This window comes from Bacillus sp. GMs2/2, assembly GCF_050172095.1.
Classification (GTDB): Bacteria; Bacillota; Bacilli; order Bacillales; family Bacillaceae_G; genus Bacillus_A; species Bacillus_A cereus.
Genome location: NZ_JBNLYE010000047.1, coordinates 1 through 23,224 on the forward strand (window position 1 = coordinate 1; position 23,224 = coordinate 23,224).

Consider the following 23,224-nt stretch of genomic DNA (forward strand, 5'->3'; position numbering starts at 1 on the left):
TAGGCTATTCATATGTCTATACTCCTATCTATTTCCTATTTCATTTTGTACATAAAAATACGCTACTCTTTAATTAAAGAATAGCGTATTTTCCTCATTTTTTATTCCGCATTAACGGGCAGCCCGATTAGTGAGGGCTAATAATCAGTGGGGAATGAACAAACCCCCCACTGATTAAAGTTTCACTTTATTTCTTTATTGCATTATATAAAAACTGTGCATATTGTTCACGTGTTACGAAATTATCTCCTAAAAAATTCCCTTCCCCATCGCCTTTTGATATTTTATTATCCACTAAAGCTTTCACATATCCTTTCGCCCAATGGTCATTTGGTATATCTTTAAAATTCTCTGCACTATTTTCATTTTCTTTTAACTGAAATACTCTTTGTAATACTACTGACATTTCATATCGAGTTAATACTCCATCTGGACGGAACATACCATTTCCATAGCCTGTCATAATTCCAGCTTGAACCACTGCATCAATAGCCGTTTCATACATATTTCCTTTCGTATCTGTAAATGCCGTTTTTGGTACTAGATTATTTTCTAATTTTAAATACCTTTGTATTAGAAGAGCTACTTGTCCACGAGTAATGTTATCACCAAATCCAAATTCACCATTTCCATAGCCTATAAATAATTTTTCTTTCGCTAAGTAATTAATTGCTTCTTCTGACCAATGTCCCTTTGGTACATCTTTAAATTCTACCACTTCTGTTTTCTCATCTTCTTTAGACGTATTACCGTCTTTACTTTCTACTACATTTTGAATAACAGACCCTGTAAAGAAAATTCCTGTATCCGCGAATGGATCTTTCACACCAAATTCATATATTTTCTCACCTGGTGTACTCCATTTCACTACACCATTACTATACGTACCGTTATCGCTCTTCAGACGGATTTTCGTAGAAACCTCACCATCTTTTTCATATATAGGTACTTTTACTTCTTTATTTACTTCTGTTTCCTCTAAAAATACTTTTTGATTTTGGACATTAATATAAGCCGTCTTACTTAGTTCTATAACTGGTCGCACATCACGGATTTCATTTGCAACAAAACTTAGAAATACTAATTTTTTCAAATTACTAACTGGTGATAAGTCTGAAATATAATTCGCTTCTAAATCAAGCTTTTGTAAGTTTACTAAACTTGATAATGGCGTAATATCCTTTAACTCATTGTTAGGTAAGTGTAATTGTTTTAACTGTGTCATCTTACTTAGAGGAGTAACATCTTTTATTTCATTTTTCCCGATCCACAATTCTTCTAATTGCTTCATTTGCTCAATGCCGGATAAATCTTTAACTTTATTACGTGTTAATACTAAGTCTGTTAAAGGTAATGAATATAACGCTTTAATATCTTCAATTTGATTACCTGCTAAAGTTAAGTATGTTACATTTTTCAAAGCGCTTAATGGAGCAACGTTCGTAATTTTATTATTTGCTAAATTCAAATAATCTAGTTGTTCCATTTTCGCTAATGCTGTTACATCTTCTATTTGGTTGCCTGATAGAAATAAACTTTTTACATTTTTCATTTCAGTTAGTGGTGCAACGTTTGTAATTTTATTATTACTTAAATCAAGAGATTCTAAATTATCCATCTTAACAAGTGGCGTTACATCTGAAAATTCATTACCACGCAAAGCTAAATGACTTAATTGCTTTAAGTTCGCAAAGAACGACGGATCTTTTATCTTCGCATTCGCAACTGTTAAAGATTTTAAATTTGGCATATATTTTAATGCACTATAATCAAGTATCTCATTTGTATTTAAAAACAAATCCTTTACTTGTAATAAATCTTCTTTCGTAATTGGTGTATTTAAATCTTTTCTATTAAATACTTTTTTATTAACAAGCTCTCTTAATTTCTTATCTGTTATCATATTTTGATTATCAACTGGATTATCCGTTTCCGTATTGCCTGAATTAGAGTTATCATCTGGTTTCTCTGTTTCTTTGTTACCTACAGTTGGATCTTTAATTTCAAATTGAACTTGATATTTGTGATCATATCCAATAGCTGGAATAAGTATATGCATTTGCATATTGTGCTTCTTCTCAAACTCACCAATTTCAAATTGAACTACTTTCGTTCCATTCTTCCTCTTATCTTCTGACAAAACCTTCACATCATGAAATACACCAGGCTGGTTTCTATTTTCTATTCTAAGATATTGAAAATAATCACTATCTTGCATTGTTACAGTGACAATTTTTTTGCCAGCTGCAATCGTTACTTTAGGATCTTTTATATATTGAGAAACCATAGATGGCTCATCTTTTTGGTCCTTATATATTTTAATCTCAGTATCATACGTGCGATCACTCGCTGCTGCTACCGATTGATTTGCTTCAACTTTTAATGCCGCTAATGCTGGAGTAGAGTACGTAGCAAATGGAATTGCTAATGTTGTCGCTACTACTAGCGCCTTCATGTAATTTTTTTTCAAAATAATATCCCCTATCATATATAATCTTTACAATTGATAAGTATTATCAATTATCCACAAATAAATGATAATGAATATCATTATCATTGTCAATGAGAATATTACATTAAATTTATATTTTTAAAGATAAAAAAATAAAAAAGCCCTTTATTCAAAGGGCTTTTTTACCTATCGTATGAAGAATTTCACTTTTTTCCTTCTCATTGATGACACCGATTTTTTGCAAAATATTCGCGTACAATACAAGTTTATTATATATTCGTTCTGACATGTTCTCCCTTCTTTCCTTCGACCAACTTTTTTTGTATTGGTAAATTATATGAAAGAGGTGAGAAAATGTGTCCACTTTTTGCATAACTGCAAATCTTTTATTTTACAATTTACAGATAATAAAACTCCCTCCTAAAAATTAGGCGGGAGTTTATGTGCTTTCACTGTATTTAACAAACTGTCCACTGAATATTATGCTTCTTAAGTTCTTCTTCAAAGCTATATGGCATTTTTTTATCACAAATTACGTGTTGAATACGCGAAATTGCTGCTATACGATAATTCCCTTTCACGCCTACCTTCGTATGATCACATAAAATATATGTTTTCTCAGCTAATTTCATCATCGCCTCTGACAATTTCGCTTTCTCTAATTCAAAGCTGGAAACTCCAAAACTAGGTAATAACCCATCAATCGAAACGAACGCTTTATGAAAATGAAATTGCTGTATGACTTGCTGAGAAATAGACCCTGATACACGCGAATGCTTTGGAGATACTTTTCCACCTATAAACAAAACTTCACCGTGAAACATCTTTTTATTAATAGAAGAAATTAATTGTGTTGCGACTGGAAATGAACTTGTTACAATCGTTAAGTTTTTACGATGAACAAGGTATGGAACCATTTGAAGCGGTGTACTTCCATCATCAATTGCAATGACATCACCGTCTTCTACAAATGTCGCTGCTTTATAACCAATTCTTTTCTTCTCTTCTATATGTAGCATTTCTCTTTCTAACATTGGTGCCTCTACTCCAGCGCCTGGAAGTTGAACAGCTCCACCATACACTTTTTTCAGCTTCTTTTCACGATCTAATTCTTCTAAATATCGACGAATCGTTTCTGTTGATACAGCAAATTCTCTCGCTAATTCTGAAACCTTTACTTTCCCTTTAAATTCTACCTTTTCAAGAATGGTTCGCTTTCTTTCTTCTCCTACTACAGACATAGCTTCACCTCATTTATATCTCCCTTATAAACGTCCTTACTTATACAAAGCTATAATTTTCTTTATAAGTAGAAACTTCTTCATGAATATGAATACCGCGCTTTGCTAGCTCATCAAAAATCAATTGTGGATTTTCAAAGGCTTCTTCAGGCGTAACAACACCCACCCTATTTACATTTCCATTTGCAATTAACTCTGCAGCAATCCCAAATGGAATACCGACGTTTCTCGTATACGCTCTTAATTTTTCCCATCCTACAACAGAACCATCAGATAACGGATGTGTATGATATAACACATGTCTTTGCTTCTCATTATTTTTCATACCTATTACTTCTACATGAAGTGCATAACCATAAAGCTCTGTTTCTTGCCCTTCTTTCGATTGCAATAAATACTGTGAAATACAATCCATAATGCCTATTTCTTTCCCGTTTATTTCAATCTGATCATTACGCAATATGCCGTAATCATATAAAGCACGTACAAGTTGCATATTTTGCTGTGGCCAAGTTCCTCTCGTCTCTATCAGTTTGACACCTTTATTTTCTAATGCCTTTGCTAGCGTAATCGTTTCAGAATGCGGAATGATATACTGCGTTGCCTTACCATAAGGCTCTGGCAATTCTATTTCTCTCGGACGCGCAAACGGAGGTACTTGCTTAAATTCACCATCTTCATACACTGTACGCGATGGTAAATATGGATCATATTCATATGTCGTTGTCTCTGTAATTGATGCAGAAAAAGCAATCGGACGATACGAACCGTGACTTACACGGACAGACTCTACAGTATCCAATTGATTTGCTGCATGCATTGCCATCATTTGCGTTACACCCGGCGTCATGCCAAATCCAGGTAAACATATCTTTTCATTTTCAACAAATATAGCATGCGATTCATTTTCTTCACCAAATCCATTTAAGTTCACACCGTGACATCCTGCTTCTGCAATACAGCGGGTCGACAATCTGTTTAACTTTATCGTCGTACCGTCCATTACAATGTCATAACCAATCATTTTTGCAACCGTATCCTCGTGATCCGTTACATCTACTTTTACAAAATCAACACGAGGGTCGTTGAGCCATTCTACTACTTTACGGCCCTCTACCTCGTTAAAATCAGCTACTGTAATTGTCTCAAAAGATGAAAATTGAACTAAATCCAAAATAGCTTCGCGACAAATTTTACCTGCTCCACCTAAGCAAAACACTTTCACCCAATAACAGCTCCTTTAGCAATACTATCAACTAAGCGATTAATATCTTGTTCATGTACATCACCGATATTTCCAATGCGGAACGTATCTACTTTCGAAATTTTCCCAGGGTAAATAACAAATCCATAACGCTTTAATTCGTTATATAACTGTTGAAACTCGAATCCCTCTTTTGGATAAATGAAAGATGTAATAATAGGAGATTGGTATTCCTCATCTACTAGTGGCTTAAATCCGATTTCTCCCATTCTATTTACTAGTAGTTTTTGATTGTTGTAATATCGATTGTAACGCGCTCTTACTCCTCCCTCTTTTTCTAGTTCAAGTAGTGCTTGATAAAAAGCATGTACAACATGTGTAGGTGAAGTAAAACGCCATTTCCCATTTTGTTTTTCCATCGTTTCCCATTGATCATATAAATCAAGAGATAAAGAGCGTCCTTGCCCTTTACACTTCAATAATTCATCACGTTTTGCGATTACAAATCCGAATCCAGGAACCCCTTGAATACACTTATTCGCACTACTAATTAAAAAATCAATTTGTAAATCAGCAATGTCTATTTCAATCCCGCCGAAACTACTCATCGCATCAACAATTGTAACCTTTCCATACTGTTTTCCTAATTTACATACATCTACAATTGGATTTATAATGCCTGTCGTCGTTTCGCAATGAACAACTGCAATATGCGTAATCTCTTTATCTTCTTGCAATAACTTCTCTACTTCTACAATATTAGTAGGTTCCCACTCTTCTGTTTGACTGACCACTACATCAATCTGTAACATCTCTGCCATTTGCACAATGCGCTTACCGTACGCACCATTTGTACAAACGAGAATCTTCCCATTTGCCGGAATAACAGAACCAATTACTGCTTCAACTGAAAACGTACCGCTTCCTTGCATTAACACTGTTGTATATTTCTCTTCTTCCTTCGTCGCTAACGATACAAGTTTAGCTCTTACTTCTTGCACCATCGTATTATATTCATCATCCCACGTACACCAATCGTATAGCATAACTTCTTTTACTGATTTTGTTGTCGTTAATGGTCCTGGTGTTAATAATAAGTAGTGATTTTCAGTCATGATCCTATTCCCCTTTTATGAAATAATAAGTTCTTGTTTCTCGATATGTTCCATTACGCTTTCGAGTTCCTGCATCGTTTCTATCGTAAAGTGCGCCCCATTTTCAACGAAACGATTGCGAACTACTTCTATTTTTTCACGAAGTTCTACCGAATCCATATTCTCCACTTCCTCTTCCGTTAAACCGAGCTCGCTACTGCCAAGAATTACACCAACTGTCCACATTCCAGCATTTCTACCTTCTTTCATATCTGATACTGTGTCCCCAACTTTTATCATATGGTTCATCGGATACACACCAAGTTCCATTGCATTTTTATAGCACATCCATGGATATGGACGGCCTGCTGGAACATCATCTGGCGTAACAAGAAAATCAGGTTTATATCCTTGTAACGCTGCTTCCTTTGCTACAATATCCATCATTTCTCTCGTATAACCAGTCGTTGAACCAATTTTAATTCCTCTTTCACGTAAAGAAGCAATCACTTCTTTTACTCCATTAATCGGCGAAGCATAGCGTGGTAAAATAGCGAAGAGAATCTCTTCAAATTCTTCATACATCTCCTGAATGTCTGCTTCTGTTGGTAATTGTTGGAAAACACAATTCCACTCACTCGCAATACGAGGCATCTCAGTAAGTGCCCTTACATGATCTATTTTTAATAACCCCATTGGCTTACGAGCTTCTTCTGCTGTAATTGCTACACCCCGTTTATGAAAAATCTCCATGAATACTTCTAGTGGTGCAAAACATCCGTAATCAACTGTTGTCCCTGCCCAATCAAAAATAACTGCTTCAATTTTCATTCTGTCCATCACCTTTCTTACTTATCTTTTTTGCCATTGTGAAGTTCGGTTACGAAGTGCTTTCGTTCCCCATTCATATACAACTCTTACTACAATATTTGTAACAACAATAAGCACACTCATTGCAGCTGCTGGCGCCACATTTCCTGCATCATCCATATTTACGATTGATACGGCAGCTAGTTTAAAATCAGCTGCATATAGGAATACAACTGCCGATACAGTTACCATTGAATTTACGAAGTAGTACATTACCATTTCTAAAATTGCTGGTAAACACATTGGTACCGTTACTCTAAAGAATGTTTTATAAAACGGAATACCCATCGACTGCGAAACAAGCTCAAACTCTCGATCTAATTTCTTTAAAGCAGTCGTTGCCGTGACAAATGTTACAGAATAAAAATGAATGATATTTACTAGTACTAACACAGCGATTGTTCCGTATAAAGAATGAAACGGGTTCGTTACTGATAGTCCCAAAATTTGAATCGTTGGTTGACTAAAGAAAAAGACATATCCTAATCCGAGTACTAAACCTGGTATGGCTAAAGGAACGATAGAGAAAAAGTAACCTGTTTTTCGGAAGAATTGTAGCTGGTCTATTTTCTCAATTGCATATGCAAATACAAATGTTAAAATCGCCCCAATAACTGCTGTAACTGCTGAAACAATTACGCTATTTTTAAATGCTTCAAGTCCATCTCCTGTTAAACTCGAAAAATTAAAATGCTCAAATGTAAAACTCATATTATATGGCCATACTTTCACACTTGCAGCAATACCAACTGCCACAAATAACAGAATGATCATAAATGTAATCACACTACAGTATATGAATGAGATGACATCTCTTTTCTTATTAGCTATTATTCTGTATGGTACTGCTTTTGAAGATAAGAAATTCGCCTGCTTTCTTTGCGTAATACGATCAACTGCAAATGCGAATATAGCTGGGATTAATAAAATCATTCCAACTGTTGCACCCATCGACATATTTTGCTGTCCAATTACTTGTTTGTATACGTCAGTAGCAAGCACATTATATTGTCCACCAACAATTTTTGGTGCCCCAAAATCAGTGAAACTAAGTGTAAACACAACAAACATTGCACTAATTAATCCGTACTTTACACTAGGTAAAGTAACCGTGAAAAATTGTTTTGTTTTACTCGCCCCTAGCATATTAGAAGCTTCATATAAACGATAATCGGATCCTTGAAAGGCAATTAGTAATATGAGAAAGGCTTGCGGAAATGTATACATAACTTCAGCTATTACAATTCCTACTGGTCCATATAAAGGGATTTGTATACCTTCAAATAACCCAAACATTCCTTTCGTTACTAGCCCTTGATTACCAAATAAATATGTAAGTGCTATACCGTGCATCATCGTTGGTGCAAACAATGGTAATAACGCTACATACTGAAATACACGCTTTCCAAAAACATTCGTACGGGCAATTGCATATGCGTAAACGAATGCAATTGAAACTGAAATAATTGTTGTTGCGCCCGAAATCCATACCGTATTTTGTAAAGACTGAACTAAAGTTGGTGTTGTAAAATATTTACTGAAATTCGCTAAACCAATGAAAACTCCATCTTTATTATAAAAAGCTTGTGTAAATAGTTGTAATAGTGGTAATACAAGTATGACAAGGAAGGAAAGAATCATACCGATAATTACAAGCCTTTGGATCCATTCCTCTTTCCCTATACTTCTCTTAATCTTTTTTTTCGCACTTTCTACCTTGTAGTTTTCTAACATCTCCATCTATACAATGACCTTCTTTCCATATGACAACATATGATTTTCTGAGAAAGAGATTTGAATCGGCTTTCCTTTTCTAATATCAGCTACTTCTACTTCTGATGCTAATATATCCACTACAATTTTCTCATTATAAAGGTGTGTGTTTTCTTCTACGACTCGCACTTCCGTTCGATATACAGATCCACGAAATTCCATACTTTCCACAACTGTTTTAATACCGTCCTTTTGTACAATTGTTACATGTTCAGGACGAATTGCATGCTCTTCGTTATTTTTCGAAAAGAAATTAATAGAACCAATAAAATCTGCCACAAACGGATTGGCTGGTCTTTGATAAATCTCCTCTGGTGTTCCGATCTGCATAATTTCCGCATGATTCATTACAACAATTTTATCAGCCATCGTTAATGCCTCTTCTTGATCATGCGTGACCATAATAGTTGTTACTCCTACTTTCTCTTGCAAATCACGCATTTCTCTACGTAACTTTTCACGTACTTTCGCATCTAAAGCAGATAACGGCTCATCGAGTAACAAAATATCTGGAGACAGAGCGAGCGCACGTGCAAGTGCCACTCGCTGCTGTTGTCCACCAGACATTTGAGCAGGATATTTATCTTTTACATTCAGCAAATCTACAAGTTTTAACGCCTCTAGCGCTTTCTCTTTTACTTCTACTTTTCCATATTTTTTTGTCTTTAAGCCGTATTCAATATTTTCAAGTGCTGTTAAATTCGGAAATAATGCATACGATTGAAACACCATTCCGAAGTTTCTCTTTCCAGGAGGTAATGCTGTAATATCTTTTCCATTCACAGCTATACTACCTGTTGTTGCCTCTTCTAGCCCTGCTAAAATTCGAAGCAATGTCGTTTTCCCACAACCACTTGGGCCTAATAAACATACAAACTCATTTTTGTTCACAGTAAAAGAAATATCTTTTAACGCTGTAAATGCATCAAACTGTTTTTGAATGTGTTGAATTGATAAATATTCGCTCATTTTTTCTCTCTCCCACTCACTTACTTTTTCGGTTCTGCTTTTTGGCCAAACTCTTTTTCCCATTTTTCTAAAATTTTGTCACGATTTTCTGCTGCCCACTTAAAGTCATTCTTTTTGTATAACTTTTCTGTTACATCTTTAGGGAATCCATCTGGAAGTTTATAATCATTTTTAATTGTCGCAAATCCATTTTTCTCGAAGTATAACTTCATTACATCATCAGTAATCGCCCAATCTAAAAATGCTTGCGCTAATTTTTCATTTTTTGCATTATCTTTTTTAATAAGTGCGTTCGCTTCTACTTCCCAACCTAATCCTTCTTTCGGCAATACAACTTCAACTGGTGCACCTTTTTGTTTCTCTTTCAAAGCACTATAAACCATTGATACGCCAACTGGATATTCACCCGCTCCTGCTAATTTCGCTGGTTTTGATCCTGAATGCGTATAACTTGCCATATTATCATGAAGTTTCTTCATGTAATCCCAGCCTTTATCTTCACCCATGATTTGTAGCCATGCAGAAACTGTTAAAAATCCTGTTCCAGATGATGCTGGATGTGGCATAACAAGTGTTCCTTTATACTCTGGTTTCGTTAAATCTTCATATGATTCTGGCATCGGTAAATTTTTCTTCTTTAACTCTTCTTTATTTACAGCAATCCCCGTCATAAATGCAGTATTTCCTACCCATTTTTCAGGTTGCTTATCATCTTTAAATTGTGGAAGAACACGATCTGCTCCTTTTGGAGAGTATCCTTTTAACATATCTTTTTTATCTAAAGCTAATAGACTTGATGCCGCAGTTCCCCATACAACATCTGCTTGTGTATTTTTCCCTTCAGCTAGCAATTTCGCAGTAATAACTCCTGTTGAATCACGTACAATGTTCAATTTCACATCAGGATATTTCTTTTTAAAGGAATCAAGATAAATTGGTACAAGCTCTTCTTCAATTGCTGTGTAAACAGTTAATGATCCAGATAATTTGTCATCTTTCACTTTCGCTCCAGCACTTTCTTCCTTCTTTGCACCACACCCCATTAATAACGAAAATACCATTCCAGTCGCTACAGCTTTAAAGATTGTTTTTTTCACTGTTTCTCTCTCCTTTTACAAATCTTATGTACAACTCAAATATAAACAACTAGTGTAAAAGCAGTATTAAACCAACATTAATCTTTTGTTTGTTGTTTGTTTTTGTGTAATACGTTGCTACTTCTATGTTTTTTCGCATTTTTCTGCTAATAGAAAACACTAAATTTACAAATAATTAAAAAAACCTTTATAATCCCACAAAAAAATGAGGCGTTTGTAAAAAACGCCTCATTTTTGTTTCCCTTTTTTTGAATTACGATTCGCATACTTTGCGCTATTTTCTCCTTCATACTCTAATGCAAATTCTGCATCTGGTAAGCTTTCTTTCGGAGTTTTATTATTATTGATTGCCGCATTTTGTTTCACTTTTCTTTTTACCAATACATTCACCTGCTCTCAAGAAATCACTTTCTACTCTAGTTTGAAACAACTTAAAATAATTATTACTGGCAAGTGTTAACAAGTACATAAGAGGCGTTAGATGGAAATACTACATATGAAGAAATCATTATAAAAAGGAGCGATAATTTTGAAGAAAAAAGAAAAGATTCAATCACCCATTTTAGACGAAACGCTCCCGCATCAAATGAATTTTCCATCTTTTAAAGGAACAGGAAAAACGATGCAACAACCTTTTGTGAATCAATATAATGTTGTAATTGGAGACAGTAAATATAATTCCGAGAACAGTCCGCTTAACAATTGGAGTGATGAAGTAGATCCTGCCATTATGGCTGGCGATGAGTGGATCCATCCTACAAATGATATTGGGTGGATTTCAGAAGAAAATCAAGAGTTGCTAAAAAACGAAGCGGATAATAAAGATGAAGCTTTCATGCATCCACAATTTGGAATTAACGACTAAAAAACCATTCTACCTAACGTAGGTAGAATGGTTTCATACTATCCAATAATAATCCGCTCTTTCGGGTATTTATAGCGAGGTGGTTGTTCCCTTCCACCACTAGCTAAAATAAATGTTAAAATACCAACGCGTCCGATAAACATAAGCACAATAAGTACAAGTTTCCCAACAGTTGTTAAATCAGGCGTGACACCTGTTGATAGTCCCGTCGTTCCGAAAGCAGAACAAACTTCAACAATTAAGCTCATAAGCGGTACATTTTCCGTAATAGATAAAATGAATAGCGCAGTAGCACATAACAAAATCCCCATCGTCATAACGACAGATGCTTTCAGTACATCCTCTTCATGTAGCTGACGTTTGAAGACTCTAACTGTTCTACCGCCCCTTGCAAAGGTGTATAGTGACAATATACTAACAGCAAATGTAGTTGTACGTATTCCGCCCCCAACCGAACTTGGAGATGCCCCTATAAACATTAATATACTCATAAATAAAAGCGTCGGTTGTGATAATTCACGTATATCCATTGTTGCAAGTCCACCACTTCGCGTCGTCACAGATTGGAATAATGTATAAAATACAGTTTCATGCCATGACTTTCCTACTAAAAAATGATTTCTCTCCAGTAAAAAAATCATAATTGTACCCACAACAACGAGTGCAAAAAATGTTGTTGTCGTCAATTTTGTAAATAATGAAAAACGGAATAATTGTTGTCTCCTTTTACTAAGGAATTGTTTCACTTCCATTAGCACAGGGAAACCAATCGCTCCTAAAATAATTAGTAACATATGAATCATTTGAACAATATAATCTTTTTTATAAGGAATTAATGATTGTCCTGTTAAATCAAATCCGCCGTTCGTAGTCGCACTAACAGCTGCAAAGAAACCGTGAAAATAAGCTTCTTGCCAAGTCGGAAAGTAAAGTAAAAATCTTGTCCCCAATAAGATTGCTCCAATAAGTTCTATTGAAATAATTACAATTAAAATAGAACGCATCAATTCTACGAGACCCGATAAATTTCCTTGATTATGGTCTGCCATAATTAATCTTCTTCTTTGCAAACCAATCTTTTTCCCCGTAATGATCCAAACAAATGTCCCAAGCGCCATAATTCCTAAGCCGCCTAATTGTAAAATAAGAGCTAAAACAATAATTCCTGCTGTAGTAAACGTATCTGAAATCGTAATAACAGACAGTCCCGTAACACTTACCGCACTAACCGATGTAAAAAGCGCATCTATAAATGTCCATTTCACACCAGGCTTCGTAACAAACGGTAAACTAAGCAATATCACCGATACAACTACCGCTAATAAATAAAACAAAACGATGAGTTGTACAGGACGTAATTTTTGTAAAAACTTTTTTATATCTCTCATTCCATCACTTCGCTACCTTTTTTCTATCGATTAAATAAAGAAAAATCTTTACTTTCTTTATTTGTAAATAACTGCTCAAATAATTTGGCAAAGACCATTCCATATACAGTTCCATTACCTCCATACGGCAATGCATAAAACAAATTATGTATCTTTTCGTCTTCTTTTAAAATGGGGAGACCATCATGAGTACCACCAAATGCGGCTGCCCAATAGTAGTCTGCCTGTATATTTTTATACTGCGGGAACATCTCTTTTACAATATTAATAAGGATATCACGCTTATGCAATAATTTCGTATCACCAATTGTTTGAATTTGTAGCGCTTCATCTAATCCGCCTACAATAATGCGGTTTCGATACGTTCGAAAATATAAGTAGGGCCGTGCCGTTTCCCAAATTAACGATCGCTCATGCCAGCCTTCAAATTGATCTATTTCATTTGTTACAATTGCATAAGAGGTGTCTACTGTTGTATTTTTTTCTTTCTTTCCAAAAAGCGCCTCATAACCTGTCGCCATAATAATATTCTTTGCTACAATTTGATTTCCTGTTTTCGTGTAACAAATTAAATCATTTTTGCGTTTTTTTATATGTATTGCCTCTGTATGTTCATATATATTAGCTCCCATTTGGTTTGCTTTATGCAAAAAACTATACGCTAGTAAATACGGATTCACCTCAGCATCACCTTGCGTATATAACGCTGCTTGTTTTGCAAAAGAATAACGTTTCTTAATATCAGCTTCTGTAAAATATTCAACTGGAAATCCATAATTCTGTAACGTATTATATTCCTCTTGTAAAAATGAGACATCCTCACTTTTACTTGCATAATATAAACTATTTCGCGGAATAAAATGGGGATTAATATCAAGAGTCGGTATAACCTCTTCCATTGTTCTTAGCGCTTCATAACAAAGCTTATATGCTCGTACCCCTTTTTCTTTACCAAATGTATGGATAAGAGAGGTTAACGATTTATCATGAAGAAATTGTAGTAAACCTGTATTAGCAGCTGTGCTACCACACACAATTGCTCTTTTTTCAATAAGTGTAACACTCATGCCAATTTTCGCTAACGAATGCGCTATATGAGCACCGGCTTCGCCGCTTCCAACTACGAGCACATCACATATCATATCATTTTCTAACAGTGGATAACAAGGTACAGAAACTCCTGTATTCCAAAACAACTTACCCATCATAAGTTTCATAATTATACTCCTAAAATATAAATTTCTCCTTTCTATGTTTTGTTATTTTTCATAAAAAAATCCAACTAACATAGGCTAGTTGGATTTTTTTATTTTTAATTAGAACGCTCTTCAAGCCAATTTCCAATCGTCGGATATGTTTGTTTTACAGCTGTTCCACCGTAAACGATAGACATATGCCCTGTTGGTAAACATACATATTGTTTATCTGTGCTAGAAATATGGTCTAGTAATGCTTCTACTTGACATGGCAAAGCGATATGATCACGTTTCCCGGAAATATTTAAGACATTCGCCTTAATATTTGCAAGGTCTACCTTTTGTCCGCGAATAACGAGTTCACCCTTAACCAACTTATTATTTTGATAAAAATCACGAATCCACTGTCTGTATGATTCACCTGGGAACGGAATACCATCACCAACCCACTTTTGAACCAATCTCCAGCTTTCGACGAAGCGCTCATTCTCTGAACGATCTACTAAAGCAACATATGGACCAACAAAGTTCGTAATTGGCTTTAACATTTTGTTTCCGAAATCAATCATTTCTGGCGGAATATTTCCAAATGTATCAACCGCTTTATCTAAATTGAAGTATTTCTCATCTAATAAAGGGCCATACAATCCTGTTTCAGAGAAATCAAAAGGACTTGTCATGAAAATTAAATTACGAATTGGCATGTGCGGATGAAGTGCTGCATAAATAGAAGTTAGCGTTCCACCCATGCAATAACCAAGTAAAGAAATCTCGTCCGATTTTGCAGTTCGCATTACTTTTTTTACTGCTTTTGCAATATAATCAAACACAAAATCATCAAATTTCAAATGACTATCTTCTAAACCAAATGTGCCCCAATCAAGCATATACACATCAAAACCACGATCCACTAGATATTCCACTAAACTATTTCCAGGAGTTAAATCCATAATATATGGTTTATTAATAAGAGCATATATTAACAGAATTGGAACTCTTTGTGTTTTTTCTTGTTTTGGAATGTAGCGATAAAGCTTCGTCTTATTCTTCGTCCAAATAACCTCTTTCGGCGTTAACCCTACTTGCGGCTCTGGTTCACGTAATAAAATTTCACTCGCCCTTTTCACTCGGCGGTATGCTTTTCGGTACTCTTCTGGGTATAGCTCTAATTGCTTTTCCCATTCTGTTGCGAATGTAGTCATTTTTCTATCTCCTTTTTGGTCGATTTCCTTCTTAAAAAAAGAAGTGCATTCCTGCTATGGATATGCACTTTTTTCTTACTTCATTACATATATAATCCGCCGTTAATGTTTAATTGTTGACCTGTGATATACGCACCGTCACGGCATAGGTATACTACACCTTTTGCAATTTCATCGGCTTGACCAAAACGTTTTTTCGGGATTTTTGCAACGATTTTTTGACGTACTTCTTCTGGTACTTCTGCTACCATTTCAGTATCAATAAATCCTGGGCAAATAGCGTTTACAGTGACATTTGTTTTTGCAAGTTCTAACGCTAATGATTTTGTAAATCCTAACATACCCGCTTTTGCTGCTGAGTAGTTTGTTTGGCCAAATCCACCTGCTTGACCAATAATAGAAGAAATGCTAATAATTCTTCCTTCTTCCGCTTCTGTTATGTATGGAAGAACAGCGCTTGTCGTATTAAATACGCTGCTTAAATTCACGTCAATTACGCGCTCCCAATCTTCACGATTTAACTTTTTGAATGTACGATCTCTTGTAATACCAGCATTATTAACAAGAATATCAACTTTACCAAAATGATTCACAGCTTCTTCTACAAGTCGGTTTGCATCTTCTACTTTAGAAACATCCGCTTGCACTGCATAAACATCATGTCCGTCTTTTCCTAATTCATTTACTAAATTTTCAGCTGCTTCTTTACTGCTATTATAGTTAATAACTACTTTTGCTCCCTCTTGTGCTAATGCTACTGTAATTGCTTTTCCAATTCCTTTTGCTCCACCTGTTACGATTGCTACTTTTCCATTTAATTGAACCATTTCTTTTCCCCCTTAAATGAATTTGTGAACGATTGTTATGAATCATTTTGGTACTCATACTATAGAGTCCATATATAATTATGTTTCGCTGTTTATACGTGAAAAGAGATTCTCCCTCTCTCTTTTATCTGTTATAAACAAGCGCTTTTATCATTTTTTATTTTCTGGCTTATTCGCAGGCTTTACCTCTTCTTTTACAGGTACTTGTAGTTTAGCTAGTACTGCATTTTGCTTTTCTAGCAATTCTAAAATTTGATCTACTTTTGTTTCAAGCGTACGAATATCTTGTTTCACTTTCGTCACATCACGCTTTAATGTAGGAGCTTGTCCTAAAGAATCGACTTTCTCCTCTAGAAACTCCTCAATGTTATCTACTTTATTTTCTAAGTTAATAACTAGCGTAGCTACTCTTGCGATATCCTCTTTCGTCGGCACATTTACTTGTTCTAAATAGTTTTTTGTCGTATCATTTAATGCTTTTTGATAAAACAAATTCAAATCTAGAACGCTGCCCATCCAAGCAGAATATTCTTCTGTTTTAATTGTTTCATTGAGCGCTTTTCCCCAAAATGTTTCGGTTTGTTCATAAGCATTTTTCCATGCTTGTAGTGGATCGAATTTTTGATCAATCACTTTACCTACACTCCCTTTTTCGTTTTTGAAACAATTCAACCTATTCACTATTTTCTAATATTCTGAATAAAACTTCAAGTCTATATTTTATTTTTTTCTATTTTCTAACAAATGTGTTGACTTTAAAAACAGATAGGTGTAAATTGCACTTATAAGCAAAAAATTCCATCTAACTGATTCATGAGGTGATGCACAATCATGCTACAAAATGAACCAGAACAACGCGAAAGTTTGGAGAGCAACCAAGCGAAGCAACCAAACTCCATGCCAAAAAACTTCTTAGTTCCCTTCTTACTTCTCTGTCTAAAAGACTGGAGTCTTCATGGTTACAAACTTATTCAAATGCTAATGGATATCGGCTTTTCTTCTGTTGACCAAGGTAATGTTTATAGAACACTACGCAAATTAGAAAAAGAAAACCTTATTTCTTCTACTTGGGATACAAGCGATGGAGGGCCGGCAAAAAGAATTTATTCTTTAACTGAATATGGAGAGCAATATTTAACAACATGTGCGACTTCTTTTGAACATTATCAAAATATGTTGCGAACGTTTTTCACGTTATACACCAATGCATTCTTTCCATTTTCTACTTCTCCAGAAAAGGATGAAAAGGATTCTTCATCTTCACCTGGTGGTACAGCAGAGTAATCTGCGTTCACAATATGCAAAAAAACATTTGGGGGTCAAACAATGGAAACTAAACCATACGAATTAGTCGATGCATTTTGGAAAAACTGGTCTCAATCACTTTCCCTTTTCTCTTCAGCTGGGAAACAATTAGAGCAGCTTACTTTAGAAACATTAAAACAACAACAAGACGCTTTGCATAAATTAACATCAGGAGTAGATGAACTAGAAAAAGAACTACAACAACTCACTGCTCAGTTCAACAACCAATATACAGATTACGTGAAACAATTAACTGGAAACTCCTTAAATGATCAAATTAACGAGTGGCAGGACAAATGGAAGGAACTTTCTGCTCATATGCATCAACTTACTGTTTCTCCTACAAAAACATCTTTGTCAATTCTTACACAAACAAGCGGTCAATTTGAAGAAACAACAAAACAATTTATTGAGCAACAACAATTACAACGTGAAGAGGCTCAAAAACAGTTAGAGGGTTTTTTGGAAGAGTTCAAGTCAAAACAGTTGGAACTCGCAAAAAAGTTCGAGGAAAACTCAAAAAATCTATTTACTTCCATCAAGTAAGAAAAATGTGGGAGCTAACTGCAGCACAAACAAAACTCTTTCTTCCTCCTACTACATCAAGATGGCTGGCATTTTTCGATATGGAAAAGAAGGAGGACAAAATGAATCCATTCCAAGAAGCACAAACCGTCCCGGAGCTTCGTTATGATGAGATTCAAGTCGGTGATCAAGCATCCCTTACAAAAACAATTACAGATGAAGATGTTATCAATTTTGCAAAATTGACTGGGGATGTGAATCCTATTCACATTTTAGACTCTTTTGCAAAAACGACAATGTTTAAAGAACGCATTGCCCATGGTATGCTCGTTTCGAGTTTTATTTCTACCATCCTTGGAACGAAACTCCCAGGCAAAAATACGATTTATTTATCCCAAAATGTTTCATTCCGTGCCCCTGTCAAAATCGGTGATACACTTCGCGTTGTGGCAGAGGTTATTAAGAAGCGTGACGATAAAAAAATCATTACGTTGCAAACAAATATATATAATCAATCGGATGATATTGTCGTGGAAGGTACAGCGACAATACTAAAAAAAGAGTAGCAAATTTGCTACTCTTTTTTCTATCCAATAACTTCTAATCACACCGATTACTTCCGCGTATGAGCACGCCGGTTCCACATAAAATAACAGTACCAATTCAGATAAGTACTTATCTGGACTGGATTACTCATAAGGATGTGTATCATCATGGCAAAAACAAACAAATTACTAGTTCCAGGTGCTGAACAAGCACTTGATCAATTTAAATATGAAATTGCACAAGAATTCGGCGTAAGCTTAGGGTCTAATACAGCATCTCGTTCTAACGGATCAGTTGGCGGTGAAGTAACAAAACGTCTTGTTTCTTTAGCTCAACAACAATTACGCGGATAATAATATAACATATGGCTTAGAGGCAGATATTCTCTGCCTCTTTCTATTTTTCACATACATAATCGGACTTTTTCACATACTAGTAAGAGCAAACAGAAAGGAACGATATATAACATGAAACGGATTAACATTCGTATGAGTCCTCCCCGCGTTCTTACTTTGTCTTTTATCATGTTATCAATTATAGGTACATGCTTATTAAAGCTTCCAATCGCTACAACAACGTCTATTTCATGGCTCGATGCTTTATTTACAACAGTTTCTGCCTGTACGGTTACAGGGCTTGGTGTTGTGGACACTGGAAAAGTATTTACTTTGTTTGGACAATGTGTCATTTTAACGCTTATACAAGTTGGCGGACTTGGTATTATGAGCTTTGCTGTCTTAATTGCGATTATGCTCGGCAGAAAAATCGGTCTTCAAAACCGTATTTTATTACAACAAGCATTAAATCAAACGAATATAGGCGGCGTCATCCGTCTTGCCAAAGCATTATTTTTATTCTCTTTTACAGTCGAATGTATCGCTACTTTAATTCTTTCTTTTGAATGGGTACCAAAATACGGGGTTACCAAAGGGATCTATTATAGTTTTTTCCATTCAATCTCAGCCTTTAACAATGCTGGTTTTTCTGTGTGGAGCGATAATTTAATGTCCCATTCTCATAGCATTATTGTCAATTTCGTCATTTCCTCTCTCATCATTTTAGGTGGAATTGGTTTTACAGTGATCGTAGACATAAAAAGAAAGAAAAACTTTAAAAACCTTACACTACATTCAAAACTTATGCTCTCTTCTACTCTAATCATCAACATTATTGCTACCCTTTTTATTTTTATATTCGAGTTCCATAACTCTCTTTCTATGAGAGGTTTTACCTCATTTGAAGAAGGAATGGCCTCTTATTTCCAAGCAATTTCAACGCGAACTGCCGGGTTTAATACAGTTGATATTTCTACATTGTCAAAACCTTCCCTGCTATTAATGATGCTACTTATGTTTATTGGTGCTGGTAGTGCTTCAACGGGTGGGGGGATTAAGTTAACAACATTTTTAATCATATTTTTTGGTGTATTTAAATTTTTACAAGAACAAGAAGATATTATCGTATTTAAAAAATCCATTAAAGATACTCTCATTGTCAAATCATTAACCATTACTATTATTTCTATTTCATTTATCTTTTTTGCTATTTTAATTTTGAGTATTACTGAACGAGTTCCTCTATTGATGAGTGCTTTCGAAGTATTTTCAGCATTTGGGACTGTTGGCCTCAGTATGAACTTAACACCCCACTTAACTATAATTGGAAAAACGATTATTATTTTTATGATGTTTTTTGGGAAAATGGGTCCTTTAACATTGGCATTTTCATTTGCTCGTAAAAAGAACCGAAAAATAAAATATCCGAATGAAGATATTTTAACAGGTTGACAACCGTATAAATTATCCATATAATGAGAATACAATAACATATCTCCAAAGGGGAGTAGCGTCCAAGAATATATCTTGGAAACAAAGTCGTCATTACGTAGAACTTAGTTCTTCCGGCTTTGTTGGCATTTTTATTACATATGTCTAGCAAGACCTTTGCCTATTAACGGCAGAGGTCTTTTTTGCATTCATTTCCAGATTCTTCCAAAGTTAATAGGCAGGAGTATGGGGAAACTAAATAGTGGGGAAATTCTTCACTTATTTAGAAGTTATAGAGATGAGAGGAGAATGTACATGGATGTATCATTATTATTGGAGTATGGTTGGGTATTACTCATCCTAATTGCACTTGAAGGGATTTTAGCGGCTGATAACGCTCTTGTTCTTGCAATTATGGTAAAACATTTACCAGAAGAAAAACGAAAGAAAGCACTATTTTACGGATTAGCGGGGGCATTCGTTTTCCGATTTGGATCGTTATTTATGATTTCGTTCTTAGTCGATGTATGGCAAGTGCAAGCAATCGGTGCCATCTACCTTATGTTTATCGCTGGTAATCACTTATTTAAAACATATGTTAAAAAGAATACAGATGAAGAAACAGAAGAAAAAGAAGCAAAGAAAAAACAAGAGAACTTTTGGTGGACTGTATTTAAAGTTGAGGTTGCTGATATCGCCTTCGCAGTTGATTCAATTTTAGCTGCTGTTGCACTAGCAATGACTTTACCAAAAACAGGACTCGGTACAATTGGTAGTCTTGATACTGGGCAATTCGTTGTTATCTTTGTAGGTGGACTTATCGGATTAATCATTATGCGATTTGCAGCAACTGCTTTCGTACAAATCTTAAAACGTAAACCAGGGCTTGAAACTGCAGCATTTTTAATTGTAGGTTGGGTTGGTGTGAAGCTAGCAGTTTATACATTAGCACACCCTGCATTAAATGTAATTCCACATTCATTCCCAGAATCCACTCCGTGGAAGCTTACATTCTGGATTGTATTAGTCGGAATCGCAGTTGGTGGTTGGTTCTTCTCAAAAGAAGTAGAAGTAAAAGTGGAAAAGAATTTAGACGAAAAAGCGCTGTAATTACAGCGCTTTTTCTTTTTCCTTTCTTCCTCGCAATGTCCAGAAAAAATTCCATTATACTATCTTTTGTAAACGTTTTCTTAATGTATGTATGTCCTTTTTGTGAAACATTGCACAAACTCATTGAAAGTAAGAACAATTCCATGTACTTTATTCATATAAGGAGTATTTATAGAAGATTTACTAAAGGAGCGTATTACTCATGCTAGAACAAGGACTAGATTATGTTGTCAAACTGGCTAAAAGCAAAAAGAAAATACTAGATACAAACCCAATGCAATATTTCATTCGTGCTGCACTTGCTGGTATTTATATCGGTTTTATTATTGTACTATGTTTTAAATTAGGTAACTTTTTTCACATTGCAGATTCACCAGCAACTTATTTAGCCGCTTCTATGTTTTTCGGGATTGCTCTCGTACTTATTATATATGGCGGTGCTGAATTGTTTACTGGGAACACAATGTACTTTACTGTCGCAACTTTAAGAAAAGAAACAACGATTTCTGATACACTTCGTAACTGGGTTGCTTGTTATGCAGGTAACTTAGCCGGCGCATTATTCTTTGCCTTACTATTTTACGCAACTGGAATTTTTGAAGCAATTGATCACGGTCACTTAATGAGTAAAGTCGTTGAAGGAAAGATGAATACACCTACAATGCAGTTATTCTTTAAAGCCATTTTATGTAACTGGCTCGTATGTCTTGCTTGCTTCTTACCTTCTCAGGTTAAAGGTGACACAGCAAAAATAATGGTCATGATGCTACTTGTTTTCACATTCTTCTTATCTGGTTACGAACATAGTATTGCAAACTTATCACTCTTTGCTTTATCTTTAGTTTCACCGCATCCTGAGACAATTTCTTTTTCAGGTGCTATTCATAACTTAATTCCTGTTACAATCGGTAACATTATTGGCGGATCAGTATTTGTCGGTATGGTATACCACTACTTAACAAAGAAAACGCCTGAAGTTCAACAGGAAGAAACTGAAATCGCAACAGCTCAACAAGAAGAGATTATTCCATTACAAGCCCATATGAAACATTAAAAACTCCAAAGTTTTACTTTGGAGTTTTTAGCTACCCACGTATTTAACAACAAGGTGAGGAGTAATTTCTCCTTCTTCCTTTCCCTTATCCATTCTCTGTTTCATCTTGTGCATACCGATGACATCATTCGTATGAAAGTGAATTTCATTTACATATAACCCCTCTATACAAAAAGCTTCTACAAAATCTAGTCCATTTTTCGCTCCCCATCCCATATTAAAATCAAGAGAAAGAATATTCACATCATAATCCCGAACCATTTGCAAAGCACATTCTACTGTAGTTGCGGGCACATACCCGAACGGGCAACTTCTTTGATCATCCATATATACGTTCATTTTCGATTCCCTCTCTAAATTGAATATGCGGCCAATACATAACATATTGCCCCGAGACTAATAAAAGGACCAAATGGAATTGGCTTTCGTACTTCTATACGTTTTAATCCGATACCAATCCCGAAAAAACAAAGACTAAAACAAGATGCTAAAAATAAAACGATAAAAACTCCTTTCACTCCTACTATAAATCCAAGTAACGAAAGTAGTTTTATATCTCCTCCGCCAAGCCCTTCTGGATATATCTTTTGCATGCAATATAACAAAATAAATATAACACCACTACCAGCTATACTATCTGTCCAAGTAACTAATTGTACAAAAACACTTTCGAGAATGAGTAAAAAGGCAAACGAAATTAAAATACAATCAGGAATTAACATATATAAGTAATCTGTAAC

24 protein-coding genes and 1 riboswitch are annotated in these 23,224 nt (G+C 35.1%); of the genes, 8 read left to right on the top strand and 16 right to left on the bottom strand.

Translation table 11 applies throughout. The annotated features are described in order from the left end of the window. Window positions 1–187: 187 nt before the first annotated feature. From ACQGS6_RS09390 to ACQGS6_RS09430, 9 genes are all read right to left on the bottom strand, one after another. Entirely contained in the window at window positions 188–2,488 is a 2,301-nt protein-coding gene (locus tag ACQGS6_RS09390) for an NEAT domain-containing leucine-rich repeat protein (protein ID WP_426965057.1), read from the bottom strand. A 422-nt stretch (window positions 2,489–2,910) separates the two neighbouring features. Next, window positions 2,911–3,693 (bottom strand): DeoR/GlpR family DNA-binding transcription regulator, encoded by a 783-nt coding sequence (locus ACQGS6_RS09395; RefSeq protein ID WP_000117667.1) that lies wholly within the window; start codon window positions 3,691–3,693, stop codon window positions 2,911–2,913. A gap of 40 nt (window positions 3,694–3,733) precedes the next feature. Then, window positions 3,734–4,918: a saccharopine dehydrogenase family protein gene (locus tag ACQGS6_RS09400; RefSeq protein ID WP_000862174.1), complete on the bottom strand. Its 1,185-nt coding sequence runs from the start codon at window positions 4,916–4,918 to the stop codon at window positions 3,734–3,736. Beyond that, entirely contained in the window at window positions 4,915–6,012 is a 1,098-nt protein-coding gene (phnW, locus tag ACQGS6_RS09405; protein ID WP_000138230.1) for a 2-aminoethylphosphonate--pyruvate transaminase, read from the bottom strand. The genes ACQGS6_RS09400 and phnW overlap by 4 nt, the downstream gene beginning before the upstream one ends. A gap of 15 nt (window positions 6,013–6,027) precedes the next feature. After that, window positions 6,028–6,822 carry a phosphonoacetaldehyde hydrolase gene (gene phnX, locus ACQGS6_RS09410; RefSeq protein ID WP_000687361.1) on the bottom strand — a complete coding sequence of 265 codons (795 nt, stop codon included), beginning with the start codon at window positions 6,820–6,822 and terminating at the stop codon, window positions 6,028–6,030. Window positions 6,823–6,843: 21 nt separating this feature from the next. Then, entirely contained in the window at window positions 6,844–8,601 is a 1,758-nt protein-coding gene (locus tag ACQGS6_RS09415; RefSeq protein WP_000425518.1) for a putative 2-aminoethylphosphonate ABC transporter permease subunit, read from the bottom strand. Beyond that, a complete protein-coding gene (locus ACQGS6_RS09420) occupies window positions 8,602–9,603 on the bottom strand; it encodes a putative 2-aminoethylphosphonate ABC transporter ATP-binding protein (protein ID WP_000006192.1) in 1,002 nt (333 codons plus the stop codon). Between the two features lie 20 nt (window positions 9,604–9,623). Beyond that, the gene (locus tag ACQGS6_RS09425; protein ID WP_000750895.1) at window positions 9,624–10,700 is read right to left on the bottom strand and encodes a putative 2-aminoethylphosphonate ABC transporter substrate-binding protein; all 1,077 of its coding nucleotides are present in this window, start codon (window positions 10,698–10,700) and stop codon (window positions 9,624–9,626) included. A 228-nt stretch (window positions 10,701–10,928) separates the two neighbouring features. Further along, window positions 10,929–11,081 carry a hypothetical protein gene (locus tag ACQGS6_RS09430; protein WP_000240799.1) on the bottom strand — a complete coding sequence of 51 codons (153 nt, stop codon included), beginning with the start codon at window positions 11,079–11,081 and terminating at the stop codon, window positions 10,929–10,931. Window positions 11,082–11,229: 148 nt separating this feature from the next. On the opposite strand from ACQGS6_RS09430, the gene ACQGS6_RS09435 reads away from it, so the two are divergent. Continuing rightward, complete coding sequence (locus ACQGS6_RS09435) at window positions 11,230–11,565, top strand: DUF3905 domain-containing protein (protein ID WP_000726027.1); 336 nt, start codon at window positions 11,230–11,232, stop codon at window positions 11,563–11,565. 38 nt (window positions 11,566–11,603) lie between these two features. On the opposite strand, the gene ACQGS6_RS09440 is transcribed toward ACQGS6_RS09435, so the two are convergent. From ACQGS6_RS09440 to phaR, 5 genes are all read right to left on the bottom strand, one after another. Beyond that, window positions 11,604–12,953, bottom strand: a complete 1,350-nt coding sequence (locus ACQGS6_RS09440; RefSeq protein ID WP_001204707.1) for a TrkH family potassium uptake protein — start codon at window positions 12,951–12,953, stop codon at window positions 11,604–11,606. 23 nt (window positions 12,954–12,976) lie between these two features. Next, complete coding sequence (locus tag ACQGS6_RS09445; RefSeq protein WP_000772521.1) at window positions 12,977–14,170, bottom strand: NAD(P)/FAD-dependent oxidoreductase; 1,194 nt, start codon at window positions 14,168–14,170, stop codon at window positions 12,977–12,979. A gap of 95 nt (window positions 14,171–14,265) precedes the next feature. Next, entirely contained in the window at window positions 14,266–15,351 is a 1,086-nt protein-coding gene (phaC, locus tag ACQGS6_RS09450; protein ID WP_000206336.1) for a class III poly(R)-hydroxyalkanoic acid synthase subunit PhaC, read from the bottom strand. Window positions 15,352–15,434: 83 nt separating this feature from the next. Beyond that, the gene (locus ACQGS6_RS09455) at window positions 15,435–16,178 is read right to left on the bottom strand and encodes an acetoacetyl-CoA reductase (RefSeq protein ID WP_000250407.1); all 744 of its coding nucleotides are present in this window, start codon (window positions 16,176–16,178) and stop codon (window positions 15,435–15,437) included. A gap of 150 nt (window positions 16,179–16,328) precedes the next feature. Next, window positions 16,329–16,811 (bottom strand): polyhydroxyalkanoic acid synthase subunit PhaR, encoded by a 483-nt coding sequence (phaR, locus tag ACQGS6_RS09460; protein ID WP_000566942.1) that lies wholly within the window; start codon window positions 16,809–16,811, stop codon window positions 16,329–16,331. Between the two features lie 198 nt (window positions 16,812–17,009). On the opposite strand from phaR, the gene phaQ reads away from it, so the two are divergent. The 7 genes from phaQ to ACQGS6_RS09495 all read left to right on the top strand — a co-directional run bounded on the left by phaQ (window position 17,010) and on the right by ACQGS6_RS09495 (window position 22,484). Then, window positions 17,010–17,462 carry a poly-beta-hydroxybutyrate-responsive repressor gene (phaQ, locus tag ACQGS6_RS09465; protein WP_000939955.1) on the top strand — a complete coding sequence of 151 codons (453 nt, stop codon included), beginning with the start codon at window positions 17,010–17,012 and terminating at the stop codon, window positions 17,460–17,462. A gap of 42 nt (window positions 17,463–17,504) precedes the next feature. After that, window positions 17,505–18,029 carry a polyhydroxyalkanoic acid inclusion protein PhaP gene (gene phaP / locus ACQGS6_RS09470; protein WP_000448594.1) on the top strand — a complete coding sequence of 175 codons (525 nt, stop codon included), beginning with the start codon at window positions 17,505–17,507 and terminating at the stop codon, window positions 18,027–18,029. Window positions 18,030–18,130: 101 nt separating this feature from the next. Further along, window positions 18,131–18,574 (top strand): MaoC family dehydratase, encoded by a 444-nt coding sequence (locus ACQGS6_RS09475; RefSeq protein ID WP_001067916.1) that lies wholly within the window; start codon window positions 18,131–18,133, stop codon window positions 18,572–18,574. Window positions 18,575–18,721: 147 nt separating this feature from the next. Continuing rightward, on the top strand, window positions 18,722–18,907 hold the full coding sequence (locus ACQGS6_RS09480; RefSeq protein ID WP_001140707.1) for an alpha/beta-type small acid-soluble spore protein: 186 nt from the start codon (window positions 18,722–18,724) through the stop codon (window positions 18,905–18,907). Between the two features lie 114 nt (window positions 18,908–19,021). Continuing rightward, window positions 19,022–20,341 carry a TrkH family potassium uptake protein gene (locus ACQGS6_RS09485; RefSeq protein WP_426965058.1) on the top strand — a complete coding sequence of 440 codons (1,320 nt, stop codon included), beginning with the start codon at window positions 19,022–19,024 and terminating at the stop codon, window positions 20,339–20,341. Between the two features lie 38 nt (window positions 20,342–20,379). Further along, a riboswitch (yybP-ykoY riboswitch) is annotated at window positions 20,380–20,553 on the top strand. Between the two features lie 82 nt (window positions 20,554–20,635). Beyond that, window positions 20,636–21,430 carry a TerC family protein gene (locus ACQGS6_RS09490; RefSeq protein ID WP_000383326.1) on the top strand — a complete coding sequence of 265 codons (795 nt, stop codon included), beginning with the start codon at window positions 20,636–20,638 and terminating at the stop codon, window positions 21,428–21,430. Window positions 21,431–21,632: 202 nt separating this feature from the next. After that, complete coding sequence (locus ACQGS6_RS09495; RefSeq protein WP_000893027.1) at window positions 21,633–22,484, top strand: formate/nitrite transporter family protein; 852 nt, start codon at window positions 21,633–21,635, stop codon at window positions 22,482–22,484. A gap of 27 nt (window positions 22,485–22,511) precedes the next feature. Here ACQGS6_RS09495 and ACQGS6_RS09500 read toward each other — a convergent pair whose 3' ends face one another. Together ACQGS6_RS09500 and ACQGS6_RS09505 are read right to left on the bottom strand one after the other, a co-directional pair. Next, window positions 22,512–22,823: a cyclic-phosphate processing receiver domain-containing protein gene (locus ACQGS6_RS09500; RefSeq protein WP_426965059.1), complete on the bottom strand. Its 312-nt coding sequence runs from the start codon at window positions 22,821–22,823 to the stop codon at window positions 22,512–22,514. Between the two features lie 14 nt (window positions 22,824–22,837). Further along, window positions 22,838–23,224 (bottom strand): prepilin peptidase (locus ACQGS6_RS09505; RefSeq protein ID WP_426965061.1); only part of this gene is annotated, 387 nt, incomplete at its 5' end.

Bases quoted from the DNA above. Each gene is read 5' to 3' on its own strand.
- ACQGS6_RS09390 (WP_426965057.1), bottom strand. From the start codon at position 2,488: ATGATAGGGGATATTATTTTGAAAAAAAATTACATGAAGGCGCTAGTA.
- ACQGS6_RS09395 (WP_000117667.1), bottom strand. From the start codon at position 3,693: ATGTCTGTAGTAGGAGAAGAAAGAAAGCGAACCATTCTTGAAAAGGTA.
- phnW (WP_000138230.1), bottom strand. From the start codon at position 6,012: ATGACTGAAAATCACTACTTATTATTAACACCAGGACCATTAACGACA.
- phnX (WP_000687361.1), bottom strand. From the start codon at position 6,822: ATGAAAATTGAAGCAGTTATTTTTGATTGGGCAGGGACAACAGTTGAT.
- ACQGS6_RS09415 (WP_000425518.1), bottom strand. From the start codon at position 8,601: ATGGAGATGTTAGAAAACTACAAGGTAGAAAGTGCGAAAAAAAAGATT.
- ACQGS6_RS09420 (WP_000006192.1), bottom strand. From the start codon at position 9,603: ATGAGCGAATATTTATCAATTCAACACATTCAAAAACAGTTTGATGCA.
- ACQGS6_RS09440 (WP_001204707.1), bottom strand. From the start codon at position 12,953: ATGAGAGATATAAAAAAGTTTTTACAAAAATTACGTCCTGTACAACTC.
- ACQGS6_RS09445 (WP_000772521.1), bottom strand. From the start codon at position 14,170: ATGAAACTTATGATGGGTAAGTTGTTTTGGAATACAGGAGTTTCTGTA.
- phaC (WP_000206336.1), bottom strand. From the start codon at position 15,351: ATGACTACATTCGCAACAGAATGGGAAAAGCAATTAGAGCTATACCCA.
- ACQGS6_RS09455 (WP_000250407.1), bottom strand. From the start codon at position 16,178: ATGGTTCAATTAAATGGAAAAGTAGCAATCGTAACAGGTGGAGCAAAA.
- phaQ (WP_000939955.1), top strand. From the start codon at position 17,010: ATGCTACAAAATGAACCAGAACAACGCGAAAGTTTGGAGAGCAACCAA.
- phaP (WP_000448594.1), top strand. From the start codon at position 17,505: ATGGAAACTAAACCATACGAATTAGTCGATGCATTTTGGAAAAACTGG.
- ACQGS6_RS09475 (WP_001067916.1), top strand. From the start codon at position 18,131: ATGAATCCATTCCAAGAAGCACAAACCGTCCCGGAGCTTCGTTATGAT.
- ACQGS6_RS09480 (WP_001140707.1), top strand. From the start codon at position 18,722: ATGGCAAAAACAAACAAATTACTAGTTCCAGGTGCTGAACAAGCACTT.
- ACQGS6_RS09485 (WP_426965058.1), top strand. From the start codon at position 19,022: ATGAAACGGATTAACATTCGTATGAGTCCTCCCCGCGTTCTTACTTTG.
- ACQGS6_RS09490 (WP_000383326.1), top strand. From the start codon at position 20,636: ATGGATGTATCATTATTATTGGAGTATGGTTGGGTATTACTCATCCTA.
- ACQGS6_RS09495 (WP_000893027.1), top strand. From the start codon at position 21,633: ATGCTAGAACAAGGACTAGATTATGTTGTCAAACTGGCTAAAAGCAAA.
- ACQGS6_RS09500 (WP_426965059.1), bottom strand. From the start codon at position 22,823: ATGAACGTATATATGGATGATCAAAGAAGTTGCCCGTTCGGGTATGTG.